The sequence below is a fragment of the Candidatus Profftella armatura (Diaphorina cf. continua) genome (genome assembly GCF_016593155.1).
Taxonomy (GTDB): Bacteria; Pseudomonadota; Gammaproteobacteria; order Burkholderiales; family Burkholderiaceae; genus Profftella; species Profftella armatura_A.
The window spans coordinates 200,049-218,637 of sequence record NZ_AP023215.1; the positions used below are offsets into that span (position 1 = coordinate 200,049).

Sequence of the window (18,589 nt, forward strand, 5' to 3'; positions counted from 1 at the left end):
ATAAATATTATAATACATATCGTGATAAATCTTCATCTATAAATAAATCTCCTAATCGAGAATTAACATAATTCGCGTCAATTAATAATGATATATTATTATCACTGGCAGTAAATGAAACCTCCTCTAATAACTTTTCCATAGCCGTATATAAGCGACGTGCGCCTATATTTTCGGTTTTTTCATTAATACAATAAGCAATTTCAGCAATTCTTTGAATACCATCGTCAACAAATTCAATTTTTACACCCTCAGTAGCTAAAAGCGCTTCATATTGTTTCGTTAAACAAAAATCTGTTGATGTCATAATACGAGAAAAATCTGATATAGATAAAGAATCTAATTCAACTCTAATTGGAAATCGTCCTTGTAATTCAGGAATTAAATCAGAGGGTTTTGCTAAATGAAATGCACCAGAAGCAATAAAAAGAATATGATCTGTTTTAATTATTCCGTATTTAGTATTAACCGTGGTTCCTTCAACTAATGGAAGTAAATCACGTTGCACTCCCGCTCTAGAGACATCAGTATTATTATTTTGAGAAGAACGAGTTGTTATTTTATCAATTTCATCTAAAAAAACAATTCCATTTTGTTCAACATTATAAATTGCTTTTTTTTGTATTTCTTCTTCATTTAATAGATTATTAGCCTCTTCATCAATTAAAAATTTTATTGCTTCTCGTATTTTTATTTTACGAGTTTTTTTTCTATTATTTCCGATTATAGAAAACATAGTTTTTATTTGAGCGGTCATTTCTTCCATTCCAGGAGGAGACATAATTTCCATTTGAGGGCCACTATCATTTAATTCAATTTCAATTTCCTTATCATTTAAAGCGCCCTCTCGTAAACGTTTACGTAAAATTTTTCGTGTAAAAATATAATTATTTTCATTATTAGAATCTGAATCTAAATTAGATTTTTCTTTATAAGGCACTAAAATATCAATAACACGATCTTCTGCCGCATCTTCAGCACGAGTTCGTACTTTACGTATTTCAAACTCTCTAGTTTGTTTAATACTAATATCTATCAAATCACGAATAATAGTATCCACATCACGACCAACATAACCAACTTCAGTAAATTTAGTTGCTTCAATTTTAATAAATGGCGCATTAGATAATTTTGCTAATCTACGTGCAATTTCTGTTTTTCCAACTCCAGTTGGACCAATCATTAAAATATTTTTAGGTGTAATTTCTTGTTGCAATGGCCCGGTAATTTTTTGGCGTCTCCAACGATTACGTAATGCAATTGCTACTGCTCTTTTCGCGCTATTTTGACCAATTACATATTTATCGAGTTCAGAAACAATTTCTTTAGGCGTCATATTCATAATATTATTATTTTTATTTAATAAAATTCAATATAATTTTTCTATAATATGTGATTGATTAGTATATATGCATAAATCACCAGCAATCACTAGTGATTTTTTAATAATTTCATCTGGCATTAATTCAGTATTCTCTTGAAGTGCTTTAGCTGCTGACTGCGCAAAAATCCCACCAGAACCAATAGCCCCAATACCATTCTCAGGTTCTAATACATCTCCATTTCCAGTAATAATTAACGTAGTTTCACGATTTGCTGTTAATAACATAGCCTCTAAACGACGAAGCATACGATCATTTCGCCATTCTTTAGCAAGCTCAACTGAAGCGCGCATTAAATTACCTTGATATTTTTCTAAATTAGCCTCAAAAAAATCAAGCAATGTAAAAGCATCAGCGGTACTTCCAGCAATTCCAGCAAGAACTTGATTTTGATATAATTTTCTTACTTTTTTAGCGGAACTTTTCATAATAACACCACCAAATGTCACCTGCCCATCCCCCCCAAGAGAAACTTTATTTCCACGTCTTACAGAAAGAATGGTAGTACCTTTAAATTTTTCCACACCACTATCCTTAAATTCATTTAAATTTAAATCCATTTTAGATATTTTATTAAAACATTTATAATTTAATTAAAAATTTAATTTCACTAATTACTGAAAAATATTAAAAAACTACAATTTTTAATAAATTATATAATTATTATTTATTATACTAATTACTTTTTATTTAGAAAAGTAATTTTTATAAAAGATTTATATATAAAAAAAAACTAAAATTTTTAATCATTATACAACTTTTTTTTTAATTCATACCTTTTTTGAGCCTCTAATGATAGAGTTGCCGTAGGTTTAGCTAACAAACGCGGTATACCAATTGGCTCTCCGGTATCCTTACACCAACCATATTCTTTTTTATCAATACTAATAATTGATTGTTGTATTTTTGTTAATAATTTTCTTTCTCTATCGCGAGCACGTAACTCCAGTGTATTTTCTTCTTCAATAGTTGCACGATCTACCGGATCAGGAACTAAAATAGTTTCACGTAAATATTCTGTAGTTTTTACTATATTTTTAAGTAAATCATATTCAAGTTTTTTTAAACGAAATTTAAAAAAAGCAAGCTGCGCTTCATTCATGTAATCCTTTTCGCTCATATTCAATATTTGCTCTTCTGTCAATATTTTTTTTGTATTTTTTATATTTTCTGTAGTAATAAAGTTAAATTTAGTCACTTCGTTTGATTTTTAAGTTAAAAATTATAAATTAATTTAAAAAATTTCTATAAATATATAAAAATTATTTTTTATCTAAGATAATATACAACTAAAATAATAAAATTAAAATATTTAATCTATAAATATATAATATTTTTAAAAAATATAAAGTATTATAAATTTAATATAATATAAAGTTAATATAATGACATTTTTAATAAATTTGTAATTTTATGCTGAAATGAATTTTCATACTAAAAAAAAAATAAATTTTTCAAAATTATCTTTGCGCGTTGCTAAATTAAAAAAAGAATTACATCGTCACAATATAGCATATTATTTACATGATAATCCAATTATATCCGACAATAAATATGATCAACTATTTTTTGAATTAAAAAAAATAGAAGAAAAATATCCAGAATTATTAACAAAAGATTCATTGACTCAGCATGTTGGAGGAAGAATTTTTTCAAATTTAAAACATGTACATCATTCATTTAAAATGATGTCTTTAGATAACGGTTTTTCAGATGAAGATATTATAATGTTTGATAAGCGTATTACTAACGAATTAAAATTAACTAAAAATATTGAATATATAGCAGAACTTAAATTTGATGGTATTGCAGTTAATTTACGTTATGAATATGGTTATTTAAAACAAGCCTCTACACGAGGAGATGGTAATATTGGTGAAAATATAACCAATAATATTTGTACCATACATAAAATTCCATTAGTACTAAATATACAAAATCCACCAGAATTATTAGAAGTAAGATGTGAAGTACTAATATATAAAAAAGATTTCAAAAAATTAAATCAATATAGATATAATTTGGGTTTAAAAGAATTTACTAATCCTAGAAATGCAGCAGCTGGTAGTTTACGTCAATTAAATCCCAAAATTACTAAAAATAGAATATTACATTTTTTTGCACATGGAATTGGTGAATTAAGAGGAATGAAAATGCCATCCTCTCATTCTACATTACTAAATTGGTATCAAAAAATAGGCCTATCAGTATGTACTGAATATTCTGTATTATTAGGCGTTAATAAACTTCTTGAATTTTATAAAAAAATAAACATTAAACGCTTTGATTTACCATATGAAATAGATGGAGTGGTATATAAAATAAACTGTTTATCTACACAAAAAAAACTTGGATTTACATCGCGAGCACCTCGTTTTGCATTAGCATATAAATTTTTATCTAAAAAAGCTTTAACTAAAATTAAAGCAATAAATATTCAAATAGGAAGAACCGGTATTATTACACCAGTAGCTTTACTTAAACCGGTATTAATTGATGGAATTACTATAACTCGAGCAACTTTACATAATGAATCGGAAATATATCGTAAAAATATTCAAATTGGTGATACTGTTATCATACATCGATCTGGTAATGTTATTCCTAAAATTATCTCATCTATTTTAAGTCTCCGCCCTAATAATTCTAAAATATTTAAAATACCAGATATTTGCCCAGTATGTAATTCAAAAATTATTTACATAAAATCTAATTCAATCGCAAGATGTAGTGGTAGCTGGATTAAATGTATTGCTCAACGCAAAGCTGGATTGCAACATTTTGCATCTCGAAAAGCAATGAATATTATTGGGTTAGGAAAAAAAATAATTGAAAAATTAGTTGATATCAACATTATTATTACGGCCGCAGATTTATATAAAATTAACTTAAAAGATCTATTAAAATTGGATCATATATCTAATAAATTAGCAAATAATATTTTATTAGCAATACAACAATCAAAATTAACTACATTTTCTCGATTTATTTATGCGCTAGGAATTCGTCACGTAGGAGAAATTGCAGCAAAAAAACTTGCCAATCATTTTAAAAATTTAGAATTCATGCTTAAAGCTACCGAAGTACAATTATTAAATATTCCAAAAATTGGTTCAACTACAATAAAAGCATTAATTAAATTTATAAATCAACCATTACATCGTTTATTAATTTCTCAATTATGCGACGCCGGTATATATTGGTTAGAAAATTCCGCCACTAAAGATCAAAAAAAATATTTAAAAGGAAAAATTTTTGTTTTTACTGGATCTTTATATGTATTTAAACGTAATGAAGCAATAACATTGATAGAAAATTTAGGCGGGAAAGTTGTTAACTTTATATCAAAAAATACAGATTACCTTGTAAAAGGTCAAAAACCAGGAAAAAAAATTGAAAAAGCTATAAAACTTAATATTAAGATATTAAATGAGAAAAATTTTTCAAAAATATTAAAAAATAATTCATAAGATTTAATTAAATCTCATTTTAGTAAATTCTATAAAATAAAAAATTTAAAATAGCAAAAAAATAGAGATAGAGCACATAAATTTTATTTAGATATAATATTATGTGCTCGTTAAATTATAAAATAATAAATCTTTTTCAGTATTATTATCAGATGATTTTATAGATGTAATGATGAAATTAAACTATTTTTATAATAAATACTTGAAAAATAAATTATTTTCAAAATTAGCTATAATTAGTCAATATATTGAATATATTTTAAGTAAAAATATTTTTAATTAATTAAAAAAAATTAATCATAAAACTCAACTAACTAATGATATTAGAGAGTTATCTAAAAAAAATTTATGTTTGCTTATCGTTATAATGGTAATTACTATAATTATAAATCTAAATTAATTATGAGTTTTAAAACAACCAGAAACCAAAAAAAGAATTTACTTGATACCTAATAAATTTATATTAATTTTAATAATTTTTTTAATTCTCCAGATATATGCATTTCATTCATAATATCAGATCCTCCAATAAACTTTCCATTAACATATAATTGGGGGATAGTTGGCCAATTAGAGTATTTTTTAATTCCTTCCCGTATCTCTAAATTTTCCAATACATTAATAATGGCAGTATTATTAAAATTATTTATTTTTAATAAGTGAATTGCATGGCCAGAAAAACCACATTGAGGAGTCTCTTCGGTTCCCTTTGTAAATAATACAACTCTGTTAGTTGTTATTATTTTTTTTATTAATTCTTGTATTTTTTTCATAAAAACCTTGTAAATATTACTTTAATAATTAAGTTTAATTTAAAAATTTACTTTTATATGCTAATATACTAGATAAAATTTTTTCTTGAGCAATTTGACTATCTTCCCATTTCTCTATCTTAATAAATTTATTTTTTTCTAAATCCTTATAATGCTCAAAAAAATGTTTTATTTTTTCTAAAATAAAATCGGGGATATTTTTAAATGATTTTATATTTGAATATATAGGGCATATTCTATTAATAGGAACCGATAAAATTTTTATATCTATACTTCCAGTATCCATCATTTTTAATAAACCTATTGCGCGACATGATATTATACAACCAGGAATTAAAGGAAATGGTGTTAATACTAAAACATCTATTGGGTCTCCGTCTTCAACTAATGTCTTTGGAATATATCCATAATTACATGGATAACACATTGAAGTACTAAGAAAACGATCCACAAATATCATTCCAGTATTTTTATCTATTTCATACTTAATAGGATCGCTATTAGCGGATATTTCAATAATAACATTAAAACTATTTGGTAAATTATTTCCAGGTAAAATATTATTTAAATTCATATTTAAAAAAGATAATTTAAGATCAAAATTTTTAAAAATATTATAATATATAATATTATATTTATATATTTTTTAATAAAGATAATAATTTTTTTTCCTGATTTAATTAATTTTATATAAGAAAATCCTAAAAAAATACGCAATTTCTACAGTACAAGTATGATGAAACAATAATTTTTTTTCATTTTTGTTTCTATATTTTTTAATTTAGATTTTTTTAATAATTTGAAATATTTTTAATAATTCGGAGCTAGTGATAATTTAAATATTATCGAAATTTAATAAATTTTCCAATCTTTGAATTACATGTCAATTAGAAGAAATGTTTAATCTATAAGTAAGCATAAATATAATTCCCACTTATATACCTCACTTTTTCCCAATTTTTTTTTCTAAGAAATCACCAAAAAATTTTATTCTGTTTAACTACATATTATTAATATTTTTTATAATAATTTTACAAAAAACCTTCAGAATTAGTTTTTTCTAAAATTTACTATATAATTTCTGTATTTAGTATATTAAATTTATATATTTTTAATGCAGATTTATTTCCTGGACCTAAAATACCATTTTATATTATTAGGTCACTTATTATTTTTTTTGAGTACTAAATTCATGTATTAAAGAGTCTCGTGAATTGCATTTATATTTATAAATATTATTAAATTATAAGCACATAAACTATTAATAACTTTTTAAAAATTAAATTATTTTTTAATAAAAAAATTTGAAAAAGTAAAAAATTATGGAATAAAATTCTAATTTTGAGATATTTCTTACGAATATTTTTAATTGTTTTAGTGATTGTGTAATTATTACAGATGAATTTTTAAAAATAAATTTATTTAATTATTACATTTTTTTCTTCATATGATCTTATAATTTCTATAGTACCTTTTTTTAATAATTCCATTACATAAAACCCTGAAATTCTGGTGCATTAATAAAACCGTTTAATTTCTACTGTTATTATTTTTCTACTGTTATTATTTTTAATCCATTAAGTAAAGAAATTTCACAACTTCTATTAAAATTACAAAATAATTTACTCACTAAAATAGTGATAGGATTAACATTTTTATTAATTTCTTACGATTATCTAGAATTTCAATTTTTAAAGCATCTTATCCGGGAACTGGTAAAATTTGATTCAACTAAATAACAACATATTTTTTTTAAATTTAATCTTTTAAAGACTAGCTACGTCTAAAATAATAGAAGCATACTCACCTTTATATAATTTATTGAGTCGAGTATTCATATTACCTCGTAGTAATTTAATTACTAATGAAAAAAAATAATTTTATTAAAACTTTTCTACGTAAACTATTAGTACCAACTACTTCATTTTTAGGAAGTATATAAAAAAATATGATTATTTGATATAAAAACGCATCACGCGTATCTTCTCTTTTTAAAATTGTATTAAGTATAAAACCACTTAGAAAATTTATTGGTATATCCTTTAATAAATTTATAAATAAATACAGCCTCACCTTTACAGCTTCACCTTTAATTATTGCCATCTCTAATTCTTTAGTAAATAATCCCTTTTCATTAATTTTCAATGAAACTTTTTTAAAAATTTTATCACTTTTTTTAGTTATGCTAAGTATTTCTATTTTACACCATAGATATAATTCAATTATTTTTTTTCGTTTCTACCTACCATAAGGCTAATCGACTTTTTGAGAGGCAATAATTAATTTAGAAATAAAAAAATTTTTCAAGTAAACTCTAAATTTATTATTTTAATAAATATAATTTCAATATGGAACTTTTTTTAACATTTCTACACCAATTTTTCCTGATGAAATTTCACGTAATGCTACAACTGTAACTTTATCATTATCATAACCAATTATTTTTTTAGCATGACCTTGTAATAATTGGCGTGCGCGATAAACCGCGCAAAGCGTTAATTTAAAACGATTATTAATTTTTTTAAGTCCATCTTCAATAGTAACACGAGCCATAAAACCTCTTGAATTTAAGTATAATAATAAGATATTATAAAATATTAAATTTTTTAAATAAAGAAATATTATTTTTTGCCTGATATGAAAATTTACAGCGATTTGCATTAATAATTGCTGTTAATTGAAATAAGGCTTTTGAAAATTTATTATTAATAATAATGTAGTCAAATTTATTGGCATAAGAAATTTCTTTATTTGCTGATAAAATACGACGAGAAATGACATCATATTTATCTTGATCTCTTTTATATAAACGTTCTTTTAATGAATCTAAAGACGGTGGAATAATAAAAATTCCAATAGAATTAGGAAATTTTTTTTTTATCTGTTTTGCTCCCTGCCAATCAATTTCTAATAATATATCTATATTAGATTTAATTTCTCTAACTATAGGAAAAAAAGATGTTCCATAAAAATTTCCATGTACCTTTGCCCATTCTAAAAATTTTCCAGATTTTTGAAGTTTTTTAAAATTATTAATATTAGTGAAATAATATTCACGACCATTTTTTTCTCCTGGACGCATTGGTCGAGTTGTGGTTGATATAGATAATTTAACTTTATGATCTTTTTTTAAAAATTCATTAATTAATGTTGATTTTCCTGCCCCAGACGGAGCGACTATAATAAATATATTTCCAAACGATTTAGAGGATCTTATAGAAGTTAGCATATTTTTTGGTAAAATATTAAAAAATTTATTTTACATAATTTAAAATATTTTATAAAAATATAAATTTTTAACAAAAATTTAATTTTATTACTTATTTAATAAAACTTAATGAAATCTCAAAAACTTAACAATTTACATATAAAAAAAATACCACCATTATCGCTGTATATTCATTTTCCATGGTGTATTAAAAAATGTCCTTATTGTGATTTTCACTCATACGAAATAAAAAAAAATATTTCAGAAAAAAAATATTTAAAAGCGCTTTTAATTGATATTGAATTATCTTTGCCTATAATTTTAAATAGAAAAATTCATACAATTTTTATTGGAGGAGGAACTCCTAGTTTAATATCAGATACTGGTTTAGATTATCTATTGAATAATATAAAAAAATTATTATTATTAAAAGAAAATATTAGCATTACATTAGAAGCTAATCCAAGTACCTTTGAAATTGAAAAATTTCATTCATATAGTATTATTGGTATTAATAGATTATCAATTGGAATCCAAAGTTTTAATGATAAACATTTAAATATACTAGGAAGAACCCATAATAGCAAACAAGCAAAATATGCTATAGAAATAGCAAAACAATATTTTAATAATTTCAATTTAGATTTAATATATGCATTACCAAAACAAACATTATCTGAATTAATTCTTGATGTAAATTATGCGATTCAATATTCCCCACCTCATGTATCTTTATATTCTTTAACAATAGAACCTAATACTTATTTTTTCAAGTATCCTCCATTATCTCTACCAAACAATGATAAAAATGCTATTATGCAGGATAAAATTACTAATTTATTAAAAAGTTATTATTATAAAAATTATGAAATTTCAGCTTACTCTAAAACCGGTTATGAATCTCAACATAATTTAAATTATTGGAAATTTGGAGATTATTTAGGTATTGGAGCCGGATCTCATTCTAAGTTATCCTTTCCTAATTATATAATTAGACAAATACGTTATAAAAATCCAAATACTTATTTAAAAAATATTTTTTCTGGTAATTCTATTGCAAAATCAAAAAAAATAAAAAAAAAATATTTAGTATTTGAATTTATGCTAAATGCACTGAGATTAAAAAATGGTTTTTCACCCAATTTATTCTTTGATCGCACAGGAATTAATATAAAAATTATTGAACCTAAATTAAAAAATGCTGAAAAACTTGGTTTATTAAAAAGAAATAATAAAAATATTAAACCTACTACCTTTGGTAGATATTTTTTAAACGATTTACAGCAAATATTTTTAAATGATTAAATATTATTATATTTTATTCTAAAAATTTAAAATGAATACCATAAATTTAATATATAATAAACGAAAAATATCTATTGCTCCAATGATGAATTTAACTGATCGTCATTGTCGTATGTTTCATAGACAAATTACACGATATACTTGGTTATATACAGAAATGTTTACAACTCAAGCTATATTAAAAGGAAATAAAAAAAATTTCCTAGACTTTAATATAGAAGAACATCCAATTGCTTTTCAATTAGGTGATAATGAACCAAAGAAATTAGCAAAAAGCTCAAAAATTATTCAAAAATGGGGATATGATGAAATTAATTTAAATTGCGGCTGCCCTTCAGATCGAGTACAAAACGGTTTTTTTGGTGCGATTTTAATGACAAAACCATTATTAGTTTCTGATTGTATTAAAGCAATACGTGATTCTGTTGAAATTGATGTAACAGTTAAACATCGTATTGGTATAGATAATATCAATTCTTATGATTTTGTCAGGGATTTTGTGGGTACCGTTGCTTCCGCTGGATGTCGCACATTTATTGTTCATGCTAGAAATGCATTTTTAAAAAAACTTAACCCTAAACAAAATAGAAAAATCCCAATCTTAAAATACAATTTTGTTTATAATTTAAAAAAAGATTTTCCTGAATTAGAAATAATTATTAATGGAGGAATTAAAACAAAAAAAGAAATTGACTTGCACTTAAATCATATTGATGGTGTTATGTTAGGAAGGGAGGCTTATAATAATCCATTTTTAATGTCAAATTTTGATTTAAATTACTATTCAAATTTGCCGCAATATAAAATACCTACACGTATTGATATCATAAATCGTATGATATTATACATTCGTCAACAACTAAATAACAATAAAAATCTACATATTAATAGTATAACTAGACATATGCTTGGATTAATGAAAAATATAAAAGGTTCTCGAAAATTTAGACAAATTTTATCAAAACCAAATTTATTAACTATTGATAATTTTCAATTATTTTTAAATACTCTTAATATACCTAAGTAATTTTATAAATCATTCATTTAAAACAATAATGTACAATAAATTTATTTCTCCTACTAAAGAAATCATTTCTGAATTAAAGATGGGAAATATGATTATTCTAGTAGATGCGGAGAATCGTGAAAACGAAGGAGATATTATGTTATCTTCTGATTTTGTAACACCAAATGCTATTAATTTTATGGCTAAATATGCAAGAGGTTTGATTTGTATGACATTAACAGAAGAACATTGTATTCAACTTAAATTAGATATGATGACAAAAAAAAATAATTCTTCTTTTGGTACTAATTTTACCGTTTCAATTGAAGCGGCAAATGAAGTTACAACCGGAATTTCGGCATCAGATCGCGCACATACAATCAAAATTGCTTCATCAAAAAAAGCCAAACCTTCTGATATCGTCCAACCTGGACACATTTTTCCTTTGCGGGCTAAAAAAGGAGGGGTATTAGTACGAGGAGGGCACACTGAAGCTGGTTGTGATTTAACAAAATTAGCGGGATTAACACCATCCGCGGTGATTTGTGAAATTTTAAATGATGATGGCACAATGGCGCGCTTACCAAATCTAATAAAATTCTCTAAATTTCATAACATTAAAATTGGTACTATTTCTGATTTAATATGCTATCGCTATCAATATGAAAATATTATTAAACGAAAAGCAGAATATAATATAAATACTTTATATGGAAAATTTAAAGTCATTATATATTTAGATAAAATAAATAATGATATTCATTTAACTTTAATACACGGTTCAATTACTTCAAATAAAGCAATACCAATATGGCTAAACCAACCATTTTCAATATTAGATTTTTTGCATACTAAAACAAACTCATGCACACAAAATATTTCTTCAATAATGAAAATGATCAAATTGATTAAAAATGGTATTTTAATTTTAGTTAATTTTAAGAATTCTATAAATTATATATTTAATCAATTAAAAAATTTTAATATAATTAACGAAAAAAATAATATAATTCAATCAAAAGATCATAAAGATACTAATTTGATACATATCAATAATATTAATGCGCAAATATTAAAAGATCTTAATATCAAAAAAATTAAATTAATGACACATTTAAATGATATTTCACCTTTCTTGAATTTGAATATAAAAATAAAATAAATATAATTATCTTGAATTTATTTTATGAAATTAAAAATAATTTATAATAAATTTAAAAATAAAATCTTCTTTTAATAAAACATAGGAAAATTATGATTGTTAATAATTATAAATCAAATTTTAATGGAAGAAATTTATATATTGGTATCGTGCAATCACGCTTTAATCAAAAAATATCATATAAATTATTAATATCCTGCCTAAATATGCTAAAAAAAATAGGAGTACAAGAAAAAAATATATTACATATTAGCGTTCCGGGTGCATTAGAAATACCATTAACATTACAAAATATTATTAAACTTAAAAAATTTAATGTATTAATTGCTATTGGTGTTATTATTCGTGGTGAAACTTACCATTTTGAATTAATTACTAATAATACGATTTCTAGTATTATGAAAATTAGTATTAAAAATAATATTCCCATTATTAATGCGATATTAACTACAGAAAATATAGAGCAAGCTAATTCTCGTATCTTAACTAAAGGTATAGAAACAGCATATGCCGCAATAGAAATTGCTAATCTAATTTCCTCTATAAAAAAATTACATTAATAAAATTAAAGGAGAAATAATTATTTTTATAAATCATAAAAATAAATCATTGACCAATTTAATAAAAAATAAAACACCTCGTCATCGTGCACGTGAATTTGCATTACAAGGAATTTATCAATGGCTTTTTAATAATATGGATGTTCATTTAATAGAAATATATATAAAAGAAATTTTTAATTTTTATAAAGTTGATAAAAAATATTTTTATATAGTACTACGCGGAGTAATTAATAATATAACATTTTTACGTTATGATTTATCAACTATAATAGACCGATCAATTAATGAATTATCTTCAATTGAATATATTGTATTATTAATTGGAGCTTATGAATTAAAAAGTCATTATGAAATTCCTTATAAAGTAATAATTAATGAAGCTATTGAATTAGTAAAATCTTTTGGAAATATTGATGGTTATAAGTATGTAAATAAAATTTTAGATAAACTTGCATTAAATATACGAAATATAGAAATTAACAAAAACAAATAAAATATATTTATTAATTTAAATTATATAAAATTTAAAATAAAAATGAAATTTATTTTTTAATAGTATATAATTATTTTAAGACGAGTCATTAAAACATTGTAAAATAACAAACCTGGTCAGGTCGGGAACGAAGCAGCCATAGTTATATTTACAAGTGTTAAAAATTTTTGACTCGTCTATTTAAAAAATTTTAATTAAAATTTATTTTTAAAAATAGATTTTAATATTTCTTTATGTTAAAATTTTTTAGAAAATTTAATTTTAAAAAAGGGGGCGATCTGGTTTCGACAAGGATTATAATATAGAAAAAAGCATATCGAGATCTGGTTAACTCGCAAATATATTCCAGAAAACTTTTAAATGCAAATGATTCAAAATACGCTCCAGTACGTTTGGCAGCATAATAAATTATAGTCATATAGACTAAACTCCAATTCTCTTTTTTCATGAAGTTAATAAATGGAGTTAAATAAATCATGAAATCGCAATAGTTTAAGTTACATAAACTATTGTTAAAAAAAGTAACTCGTCTTTTTGAAGTTTGTGCATTCGCTTCATTTAAAAGATTAAAAAATTAAAAAATAGCACTAAATATGTAGAAATGTCTATAAAGTATTCTTGGACGCGGGTTCGATTCCCGCCGCCTCCATATTTTTAATATATATTTTTATATATTAATTTTTTTATTAACTTCCTTCTAAGAGCTTTCTAAGAAATATTGAGTATATGACGTAATAATTTTTATATTAAAGTAATTCAATTTATATCATAATTATATTAAATTTTATAAATTTCAATTAACATATTTTATTTTTTTATAAAAATTTTTTTCTAATTATTTATTAGACTATTTATTACGCTAAATATTTTAAATTATTTTTTTCAAAAGAATTATGAGTTTTTGAAAAATATACCTAAAAATAATAAATCATATAATATATGAAATTAAAATTTAAATAATGAAATTTAATACATATCTCAATAAATAATCAAAAAAATTAATTTTAACTTCGGTATTAATAAAAAAATAATTTTAATCAAACTAAATAAGATTTTAATTTAATAAAAATAAATTTTTAAGAAATTATAAAAATATTATTCCTTAAAGAATTATAGAAATATCATCCTAATTGTAGCTTATTTTATAATTATATAACTGAATTAAAATACTAAAATAATAGTTAATCAATCTTAATAATCTTATTATTTGACAAAAAATTTTATTTATTAAAAATGATAAAAAATCATGAAAGAAACCACTAAAGATTCTGATGTAGTAGAAACAGAAGAATGGATTTCAGCATTAAAGTCTGTAATTAAAATAGAGGGCCCTAATAGGGCATATTATTTAATAAAAAAAATGATAAAGTTCTTATTACATCACGGAATGAATATCCCCTTATTCAAAAATACAGCATACATTAATACAATACCAAATCATTTTGATTATGATTTTCCAGGAAATATCAAAATTGAAGAGCGTTTGCAATCATTGATACGTTGGAATGCAATGGTATTAGTAATTAGAGCTAATAAAATTGATAATAGTTTAGGTGGACATTTATCAAGTTTTGCCTCATTAGCTCATATTTTAGAAGTTGGTTTTAATCATTTTTGGAGAGCTCCAACCCATAATCATGGTGGAGATTTAATATATATACAAGGTCATTCCTCCCCAGGTATCTATGCTAGAGCTTTTCTTGAAGGTCGATTAACTGAAGAGCAAATGATCAATTTTCGTCAAGAAGTTGATGGTTATGGTTTATCGTCTTATCCTCACCCAAAATTAATGCCAAAATTTTGGCAATTTCCAACAGTTTCAATGGGATTAGGACCATTAACAGCAATTCATCAGGCGCGTTTTTTAAAATATCTACATGCTCGTAAAATCACTAATACAATAAATAGAAAAATTTGGATTTTTTGTGGGGACGGAGAAATGGATGAACCAGAATCAATGAGTGAACTTAGTATGGCCGCTCGTGAAAAACTTGATAATTTAATAATGATTGTAAACTGTAATCTTCAAAGATTAGATGGTCCAGTACGAGGAAATAGTAAAATTATTCAAGAATTAGAAGCTCATTTTTATGGAGTTGGTTGGCATGTTATTAAAGTAATTTGGAGTAGTAGTTGGGATAAATTATTAGAATGTGATCACAATGGTATTCTTAAAAAAATTATGATGGATACTCTTGATGGAGAATATCAAAATTATAGATCCAAAAATAGTGATTTTATACGTAAAAATTTTTTTGGAAAACATCCGGAATTATTAGAAATGATAAAAGAAATGTCAGATGAAGATATTTGGAATCTTACTTTTGGTGGGCATGATTTACGTAAAATTTATTCCGCATTTAAAATGGCACAAAAAAATAAAGATAAACCAACTGTATTGCTAATTAAAAGTATTAAAGGTTATGGATTAGGAGAATTTGGAGAAGCTCGTAATATAGCGCATAACGTAAAAAAAGTTGATAACCAAGGTATAAAAAGTATACGTGATTTTTTTAAATTACCTATTCCGGACTCAGAGTTATCATTAGTTCCATTTTATAAACCATCTATTAATTCCCCAGAAATTCAATATTTAAAAAATTGTAGAAAAAAATTAGGTGGTTATTTACCAAAACGTCGTCAAAAATCTGATGAAAAACTATTAATTCCACCATTAGAAGCTTTCAAAAAAATCCTAGAACCCACTTTAAATGAAAGAAAAATTTCTACTACATATGCTTATGTCCGTATTTTAAATACTATACTTCGTGATAAAAATATTGGAAATCGCGTTGTTCCTATTGTAGTTGATGAGTCACGTACTTTTGGTATGGAAGGTTTATTTAGACAAATTGGAATTTTTAGTCAAGTTGGACAATTATATGATCCAGTTGATAAGGGTCAAGTTATGTATTATCGTGAAGAAAAAAATGGACAAATTCTTCAAGAAGGAATTAATGAGGCTGGAGGTATGGGTTCATGGATTGCAGCCGCTACAGCATATTCTACTAGTAATTGTATTATGATTCCATTCTTTATATTTTACTCAATGTTTGGCTTTCAACGCATAGGGGATTTAGCATGGCTAGCTGGAGATATTCGTGCTAGAGGATTTTTAATAGGAGGAACTTCTGGACGCACAACAATTAATGGCGAAGGACTTCAGCATGAAGATGGTCATAGTCATATATTGGCATCTACAATTCCAAATTGTATACCTTATGATCCAACATTTGCGCATGAAGTAGCGGTAATTATACATCATGGATTACATTGTATGATCTCCAATCAAGAAGATGTATTTTATTACATTACAGTCATGAATGAAAATTATAGTCATCCCGGTTTAAAAAAAGGACAAGAAAAAGGTATTTTAAAAGGTTTATATCTATTAAAAAAACATAATCATGAAAAATCAAAACTAAAAGTTCAATTAATAGGATCAGGGGCTATTTTAAGAGAAATATTGGCTGCTCAAATTTTATTACAAGAATGGGATATAGACTCAGCCATATGGTCGGCTACTTCATTTACTTTATTAGCGCGTGATGGACAAGAAACCACACGATGGAATATGCTACATCCAACTAAAAAACAAAAAATTGCATATATTACTAAATCTCTTGAAAAATCAAATGGACCAATTATTGTTGCTACTGACTATATGCGATTATTTGCGGAACAAATTAGGGCATTTATCCCAAAAGGGAGAATATATAAAGTATTAGGTACCGATGGTTTTGGTTGCTCCGATACCCGTAAAAAATTACGAAATTTTTTTGAAGTAAGTCGATATTATATTGCAATTGCAGCACTTAATTCATTAGCTAAAGAAAATTTAATTAAATTCTCAATAGTTTCTGAAGCAATTAAAAAATATAATATTAATACAGAAAAACAAAGTCCTTTTTCAATATAAATAATATAAGAAAATTTTATAAAATAATAATCATAAATATGAACGAAATAATAATAAAGGTTCCTGATATTGGAGATTTTTCAGAAGTAGAAGTAATAGAATTAATGGTAAAAATAGGTGATACAATAAAAATTGATCAATCTTTATTAGTTGTTGAATCAGAAAAAGTAAGTATGGAAATTCCCTCTAGTCATAATGGTATTGTCAGAGAAATAAAAGTTAAAGTTGGAGATAAGGTTTCTAAAAATTCACAGATATTAATTTTAGAAGAATTCAAGGAAAATAAAAAAAATATTAAATCCTCTCCGGAAAAATTAAATAATTTCTCTAAAATAAATTCTTCGCCATTATCTTTAGAAAATTCTATAAATAATATACACGCATCACCCTCAGTTCGTAAATTTGCTCGTGAAATTGGGGTTGATCTTAAAAAGATTACTCTTCGTACTGGCCCTAAGAATCGTATTTTAAAAGAAGATATTAAAAATTATGTATCCTTAGAAAACATAAAAAAAAAAGAATGTTTATTTTCAGATTTTTTAAAATTTGGAAATATTGAATTTCAACCATTATCACGTATTACAAAAATAAGCGGTCAAAATTTATATCGCACTTGGACCACAATTCCTCATGTAACACAATTTGACGAAGCCGATGTAACTGAATTAGAAAAATTTCGTAAAAATTATAATAATATATCTGAATCCAATGAAAAACTCACCATTTTATCATTTATTGTTAAATCCGTAGCTTATATTTTAAAAAAATATCCAAAATTTAATTCCTCTCTTGATTCGGCTGGTGAAAATTTAATTCTTAAAAAATATTATCATATAGGTTTTGCTGTAGATACAAAATATGGTTTAATGGTACCGGTTATTAAAGACGCAGATCAAAAAACAATTACTCAAATTTCTCAAGAAATTATTAATTTATCTAATCAAGCACGCAAAAATAAACTTAATTTGTCAAATATACAAGGTTCAACTTTTACTATTTCATCTTTAGGGGGGATTGGGGGAACTGCATTTACTCCAATTATTAACTCACCAGAAGTCGCTATCCTTGGAATCTCTAAGATTATATTTAAACCTATATGGAATAATACTAAATTTATACCTAGAATGATGTTGCCATTGTCGTTATCATATGATCATCGAGTAATTGATGGGGCTATGAGCGCTAATTTTTCTAACTCATTAAGTAATATTTTATCAGATATAAGAAAAATTATATTATAATTAAACTTGATAAGTTACTTTTACTTATTTAAAATACTAATTAAATATCATATATTTAAAATTCTAA

The 18,589-nt window shown here is 24.2% G+C and carries 17 protein-coding genes and 2 other RNA genes; 10 read left to right on the forward strand and 9 right to left on the reverse strand.

What is annotated here, in order from left to right; translation table 11 throughout:
- Positions 1–7: 7 nt before the first annotated feature.
- From hslU to dksA, 3 genes are all read right to left on the reverse strand, one after another.
- Positions 8–1,342, reverse strand: coding sequence for an ATP-dependent protease ATPase subunit HslU (gene hslU / locus JIC14_RS00855; RefSeq protein WP_201329916.1), 1,335 nt, complete (start codon positions 1,340–1,342; stop codon positions 8–10).
- A gap of 27 nt (positions 1,343–1,369) precedes the next feature.
- On the reverse strand, positions 1,370–1,906 hold the full coding sequence (gene hslV, locus JIC14_RS00860; RefSeq protein WP_320412644.1) for an ATP-dependent protease subunit HslV: 537 nt from the start codon (positions 1,904–1,906) through the stop codon (positions 1,370–1,372).
- Between the two features lie 218 nt (positions 1,907–2,124).
- Positions 2,125–2,529, reverse strand: a complete 405-nt coding sequence (gene dksA / locus JIC14_RS00865; RefSeq protein ID WP_320412645.1) for an RNA polymerase-binding protein DksA — start codon at positions 2,527–2,529, stop codon at positions 2,125–2,127.
- Between the two features lie 274 nt (positions 2,530–2,803).
- Here dksA and ligA point away from each other — a divergent pair, with 274 nt between their 5' ends.
- Positions 2,804–4,852: an NAD-dependent DNA ligase LigA gene (ligA, locus tag JIC14_RS00870; RefSeq protein WP_201329918.1), complete on the forward strand. Its 2,049-nt coding sequence runs from the start codon at positions 2,804–2,806 to the stop codon at positions 4,850–4,852.
- Between the two features lie 458 nt (positions 4,853–5,310).
- Here ligA and grxD read toward each other — a convergent pair whose 3' ends face one another.
- The 6 genes from grxD to gmk form a co-directional block, all read right to left on the reverse strand.
- Entirely contained in the window at positions 5,311–5,625 is a 315-nt protein-coding gene (gene grxD / locus JIC14_RS00875) for a Grx4 family monothiol glutaredoxin (RefSeq protein WP_201329919.1), read from the reverse strand.
- 34 nt (positions 5,626–5,659) lie between these two features.
- Positions 5,660–6,199 (reverse strand): inorganic diphosphatase, encoded by a 540-nt coding sequence (ppa, locus tag JIC14_RS00880; protein WP_201329920.1) that lies wholly within the window; start codon positions 6,197–6,199, stop codon positions 5,660–5,662.
- Between the two features lie 1,192 nt (positions 6,200–7,391).
- Positions 7,392–7,463 (reverse strand): hypothetical protein, encoded by a 72-nt coding sequence (locus JIC14_RS02110; protein WP_201329951.1) that lies wholly within the window; start codon positions 7,461–7,463, stop codon positions 7,392–7,394.
- A 16-nt stretch (positions 7,464–7,479) separates the two neighbouring features.
- Positions 7,480–7,851 (reverse strand): hypothetical protein, encoded by a 372-nt coding sequence (locus JIC14_RS00890; RefSeq protein WP_201329952.1) that lies wholly within the window; start codon positions 7,849–7,851, stop codon positions 7,480–7,482.
- A gap of 117 nt (positions 7,852–7,968) precedes the next feature.
- Complete coding sequence (gene rpoZ / locus JIC14_RS00895) at positions 7,969–8,178, reverse strand: DNA-directed RNA polymerase subunit omega (RefSeq protein ID WP_201329921.1); 210 nt, start codon at positions 8,176–8,178, stop codon at positions 7,969–7,971.
- A 34-nt stretch (positions 8,179–8,212) separates the two neighbouring features.
- The gene (gmk, locus tag JIC14_RS00900) at positions 8,213–8,854 is read right to left on the reverse strand and encodes a guanylate kinase (protein ID WP_201329922.1); all 642 of its coding nucleotides are present in this window, start codon (positions 8,852–8,854) and stop codon (positions 8,213–8,215) included.
- A gap of 108 nt (positions 8,855–8,962) precedes the next feature.
- Between gmk and hemW the strand changes: the two genes are divergently transcribed.
- The 9 genes from hemW (at position 8,963) to JIC14_RS00945 (ending at position 18,522) form a co-directional block, all read left to right on the forward strand.
- Entirely contained in the window at positions 8,963–10,138 is a 1,176-nt protein-coding gene (hemW, locus tag JIC14_RS00905; RefSeq protein WP_201329923.1) for a radical SAM family heme chaperone HemW, read from the forward strand.
- A 31-nt stretch (positions 10,139–10,169) separates the two neighbouring features.
- The gene (dusA, locus tag JIC14_RS00910) at positions 10,170–11,165 is read left to right on the forward strand and encodes a tRNA dihydrouridine(20/20a) synthase DusA (protein ID WP_201329924.1); all 996 of its coding nucleotides are present in this window, start codon (positions 10,170–10,172) and stop codon (positions 11,163–11,165) included.
- Between the two features lie 28 nt (positions 11,166–11,193).
- Positions 11,194–12,306, forward strand: coding sequence for a 3,4-dihydroxy-2-butanone-4-phosphate synthase (gene ribB / locus JIC14_RS00915; protein WP_201329925.1), 1,113 nt, complete (start codon positions 11,194–11,196; stop codon positions 12,304–12,306).
- Positions 12,307–12,398: 92 nt separating this feature from the next.
- On the forward strand, positions 12,399–12,866 hold the full coding sequence (ribH, locus tag JIC14_RS00920; RefSeq protein WP_201329926.1) for a 6,7-dimethyl-8-ribityllumazine synthase: 468 nt from the start codon (positions 12,399–12,401) through the stop codon (positions 12,864–12,866).
- A 49-nt stretch (positions 12,867–12,915) separates the two neighbouring features.
- Complete coding sequence (gene nusB, locus JIC14_RS00925) at positions 12,916–13,362, forward strand: transcription antitermination factor NusB (RefSeq protein ID WP_201329927.1); 447 nt, start codon at positions 12,916–12,918, stop codon at positions 13,360–13,362.
- An 86-nt stretch (positions 13,363–13,448) separates the two neighbouring features.
- An RNA gene (ffs, locus tag JIC14_RS00930) (signal recognition particle sRNA small type) lies at positions 13,449–13,538 on the forward strand.
- Positions 13,539–13,631: 93 nt separating this feature from the next.
- Positions 13,632–14,014: a transfer-messenger RNA gene (ssrA, locus tag JIC14_RS00935) on the forward strand.
- 594 nt (positions 14,015–14,608) lie between these two features.
- Positions 14,609–17,281 (forward strand): pyruvate dehydrogenase (acetyl-transferring), homodimeric type, encoded by a 2,673-nt coding sequence (gene aceE / locus JIC14_RS00940; protein ID WP_201329928.1) that lies wholly within the window; start codon positions 14,609–14,611, stop codon positions 17,279–17,281.
- A 38-nt stretch (positions 17,282–17,319) separates the two neighbouring features.
- A complete protein-coding gene (locus tag JIC14_RS00945) occupies positions 17,320–18,522 on the forward strand; it encodes a 2-oxo acid dehydrogenase subunit E2 (RefSeq protein WP_201329929.1) in 1,203 nt (400 codons plus the stop codon).
- The last annotated feature ends 67 nt before the right edge of the window (positions 18,523–18,589 follow it).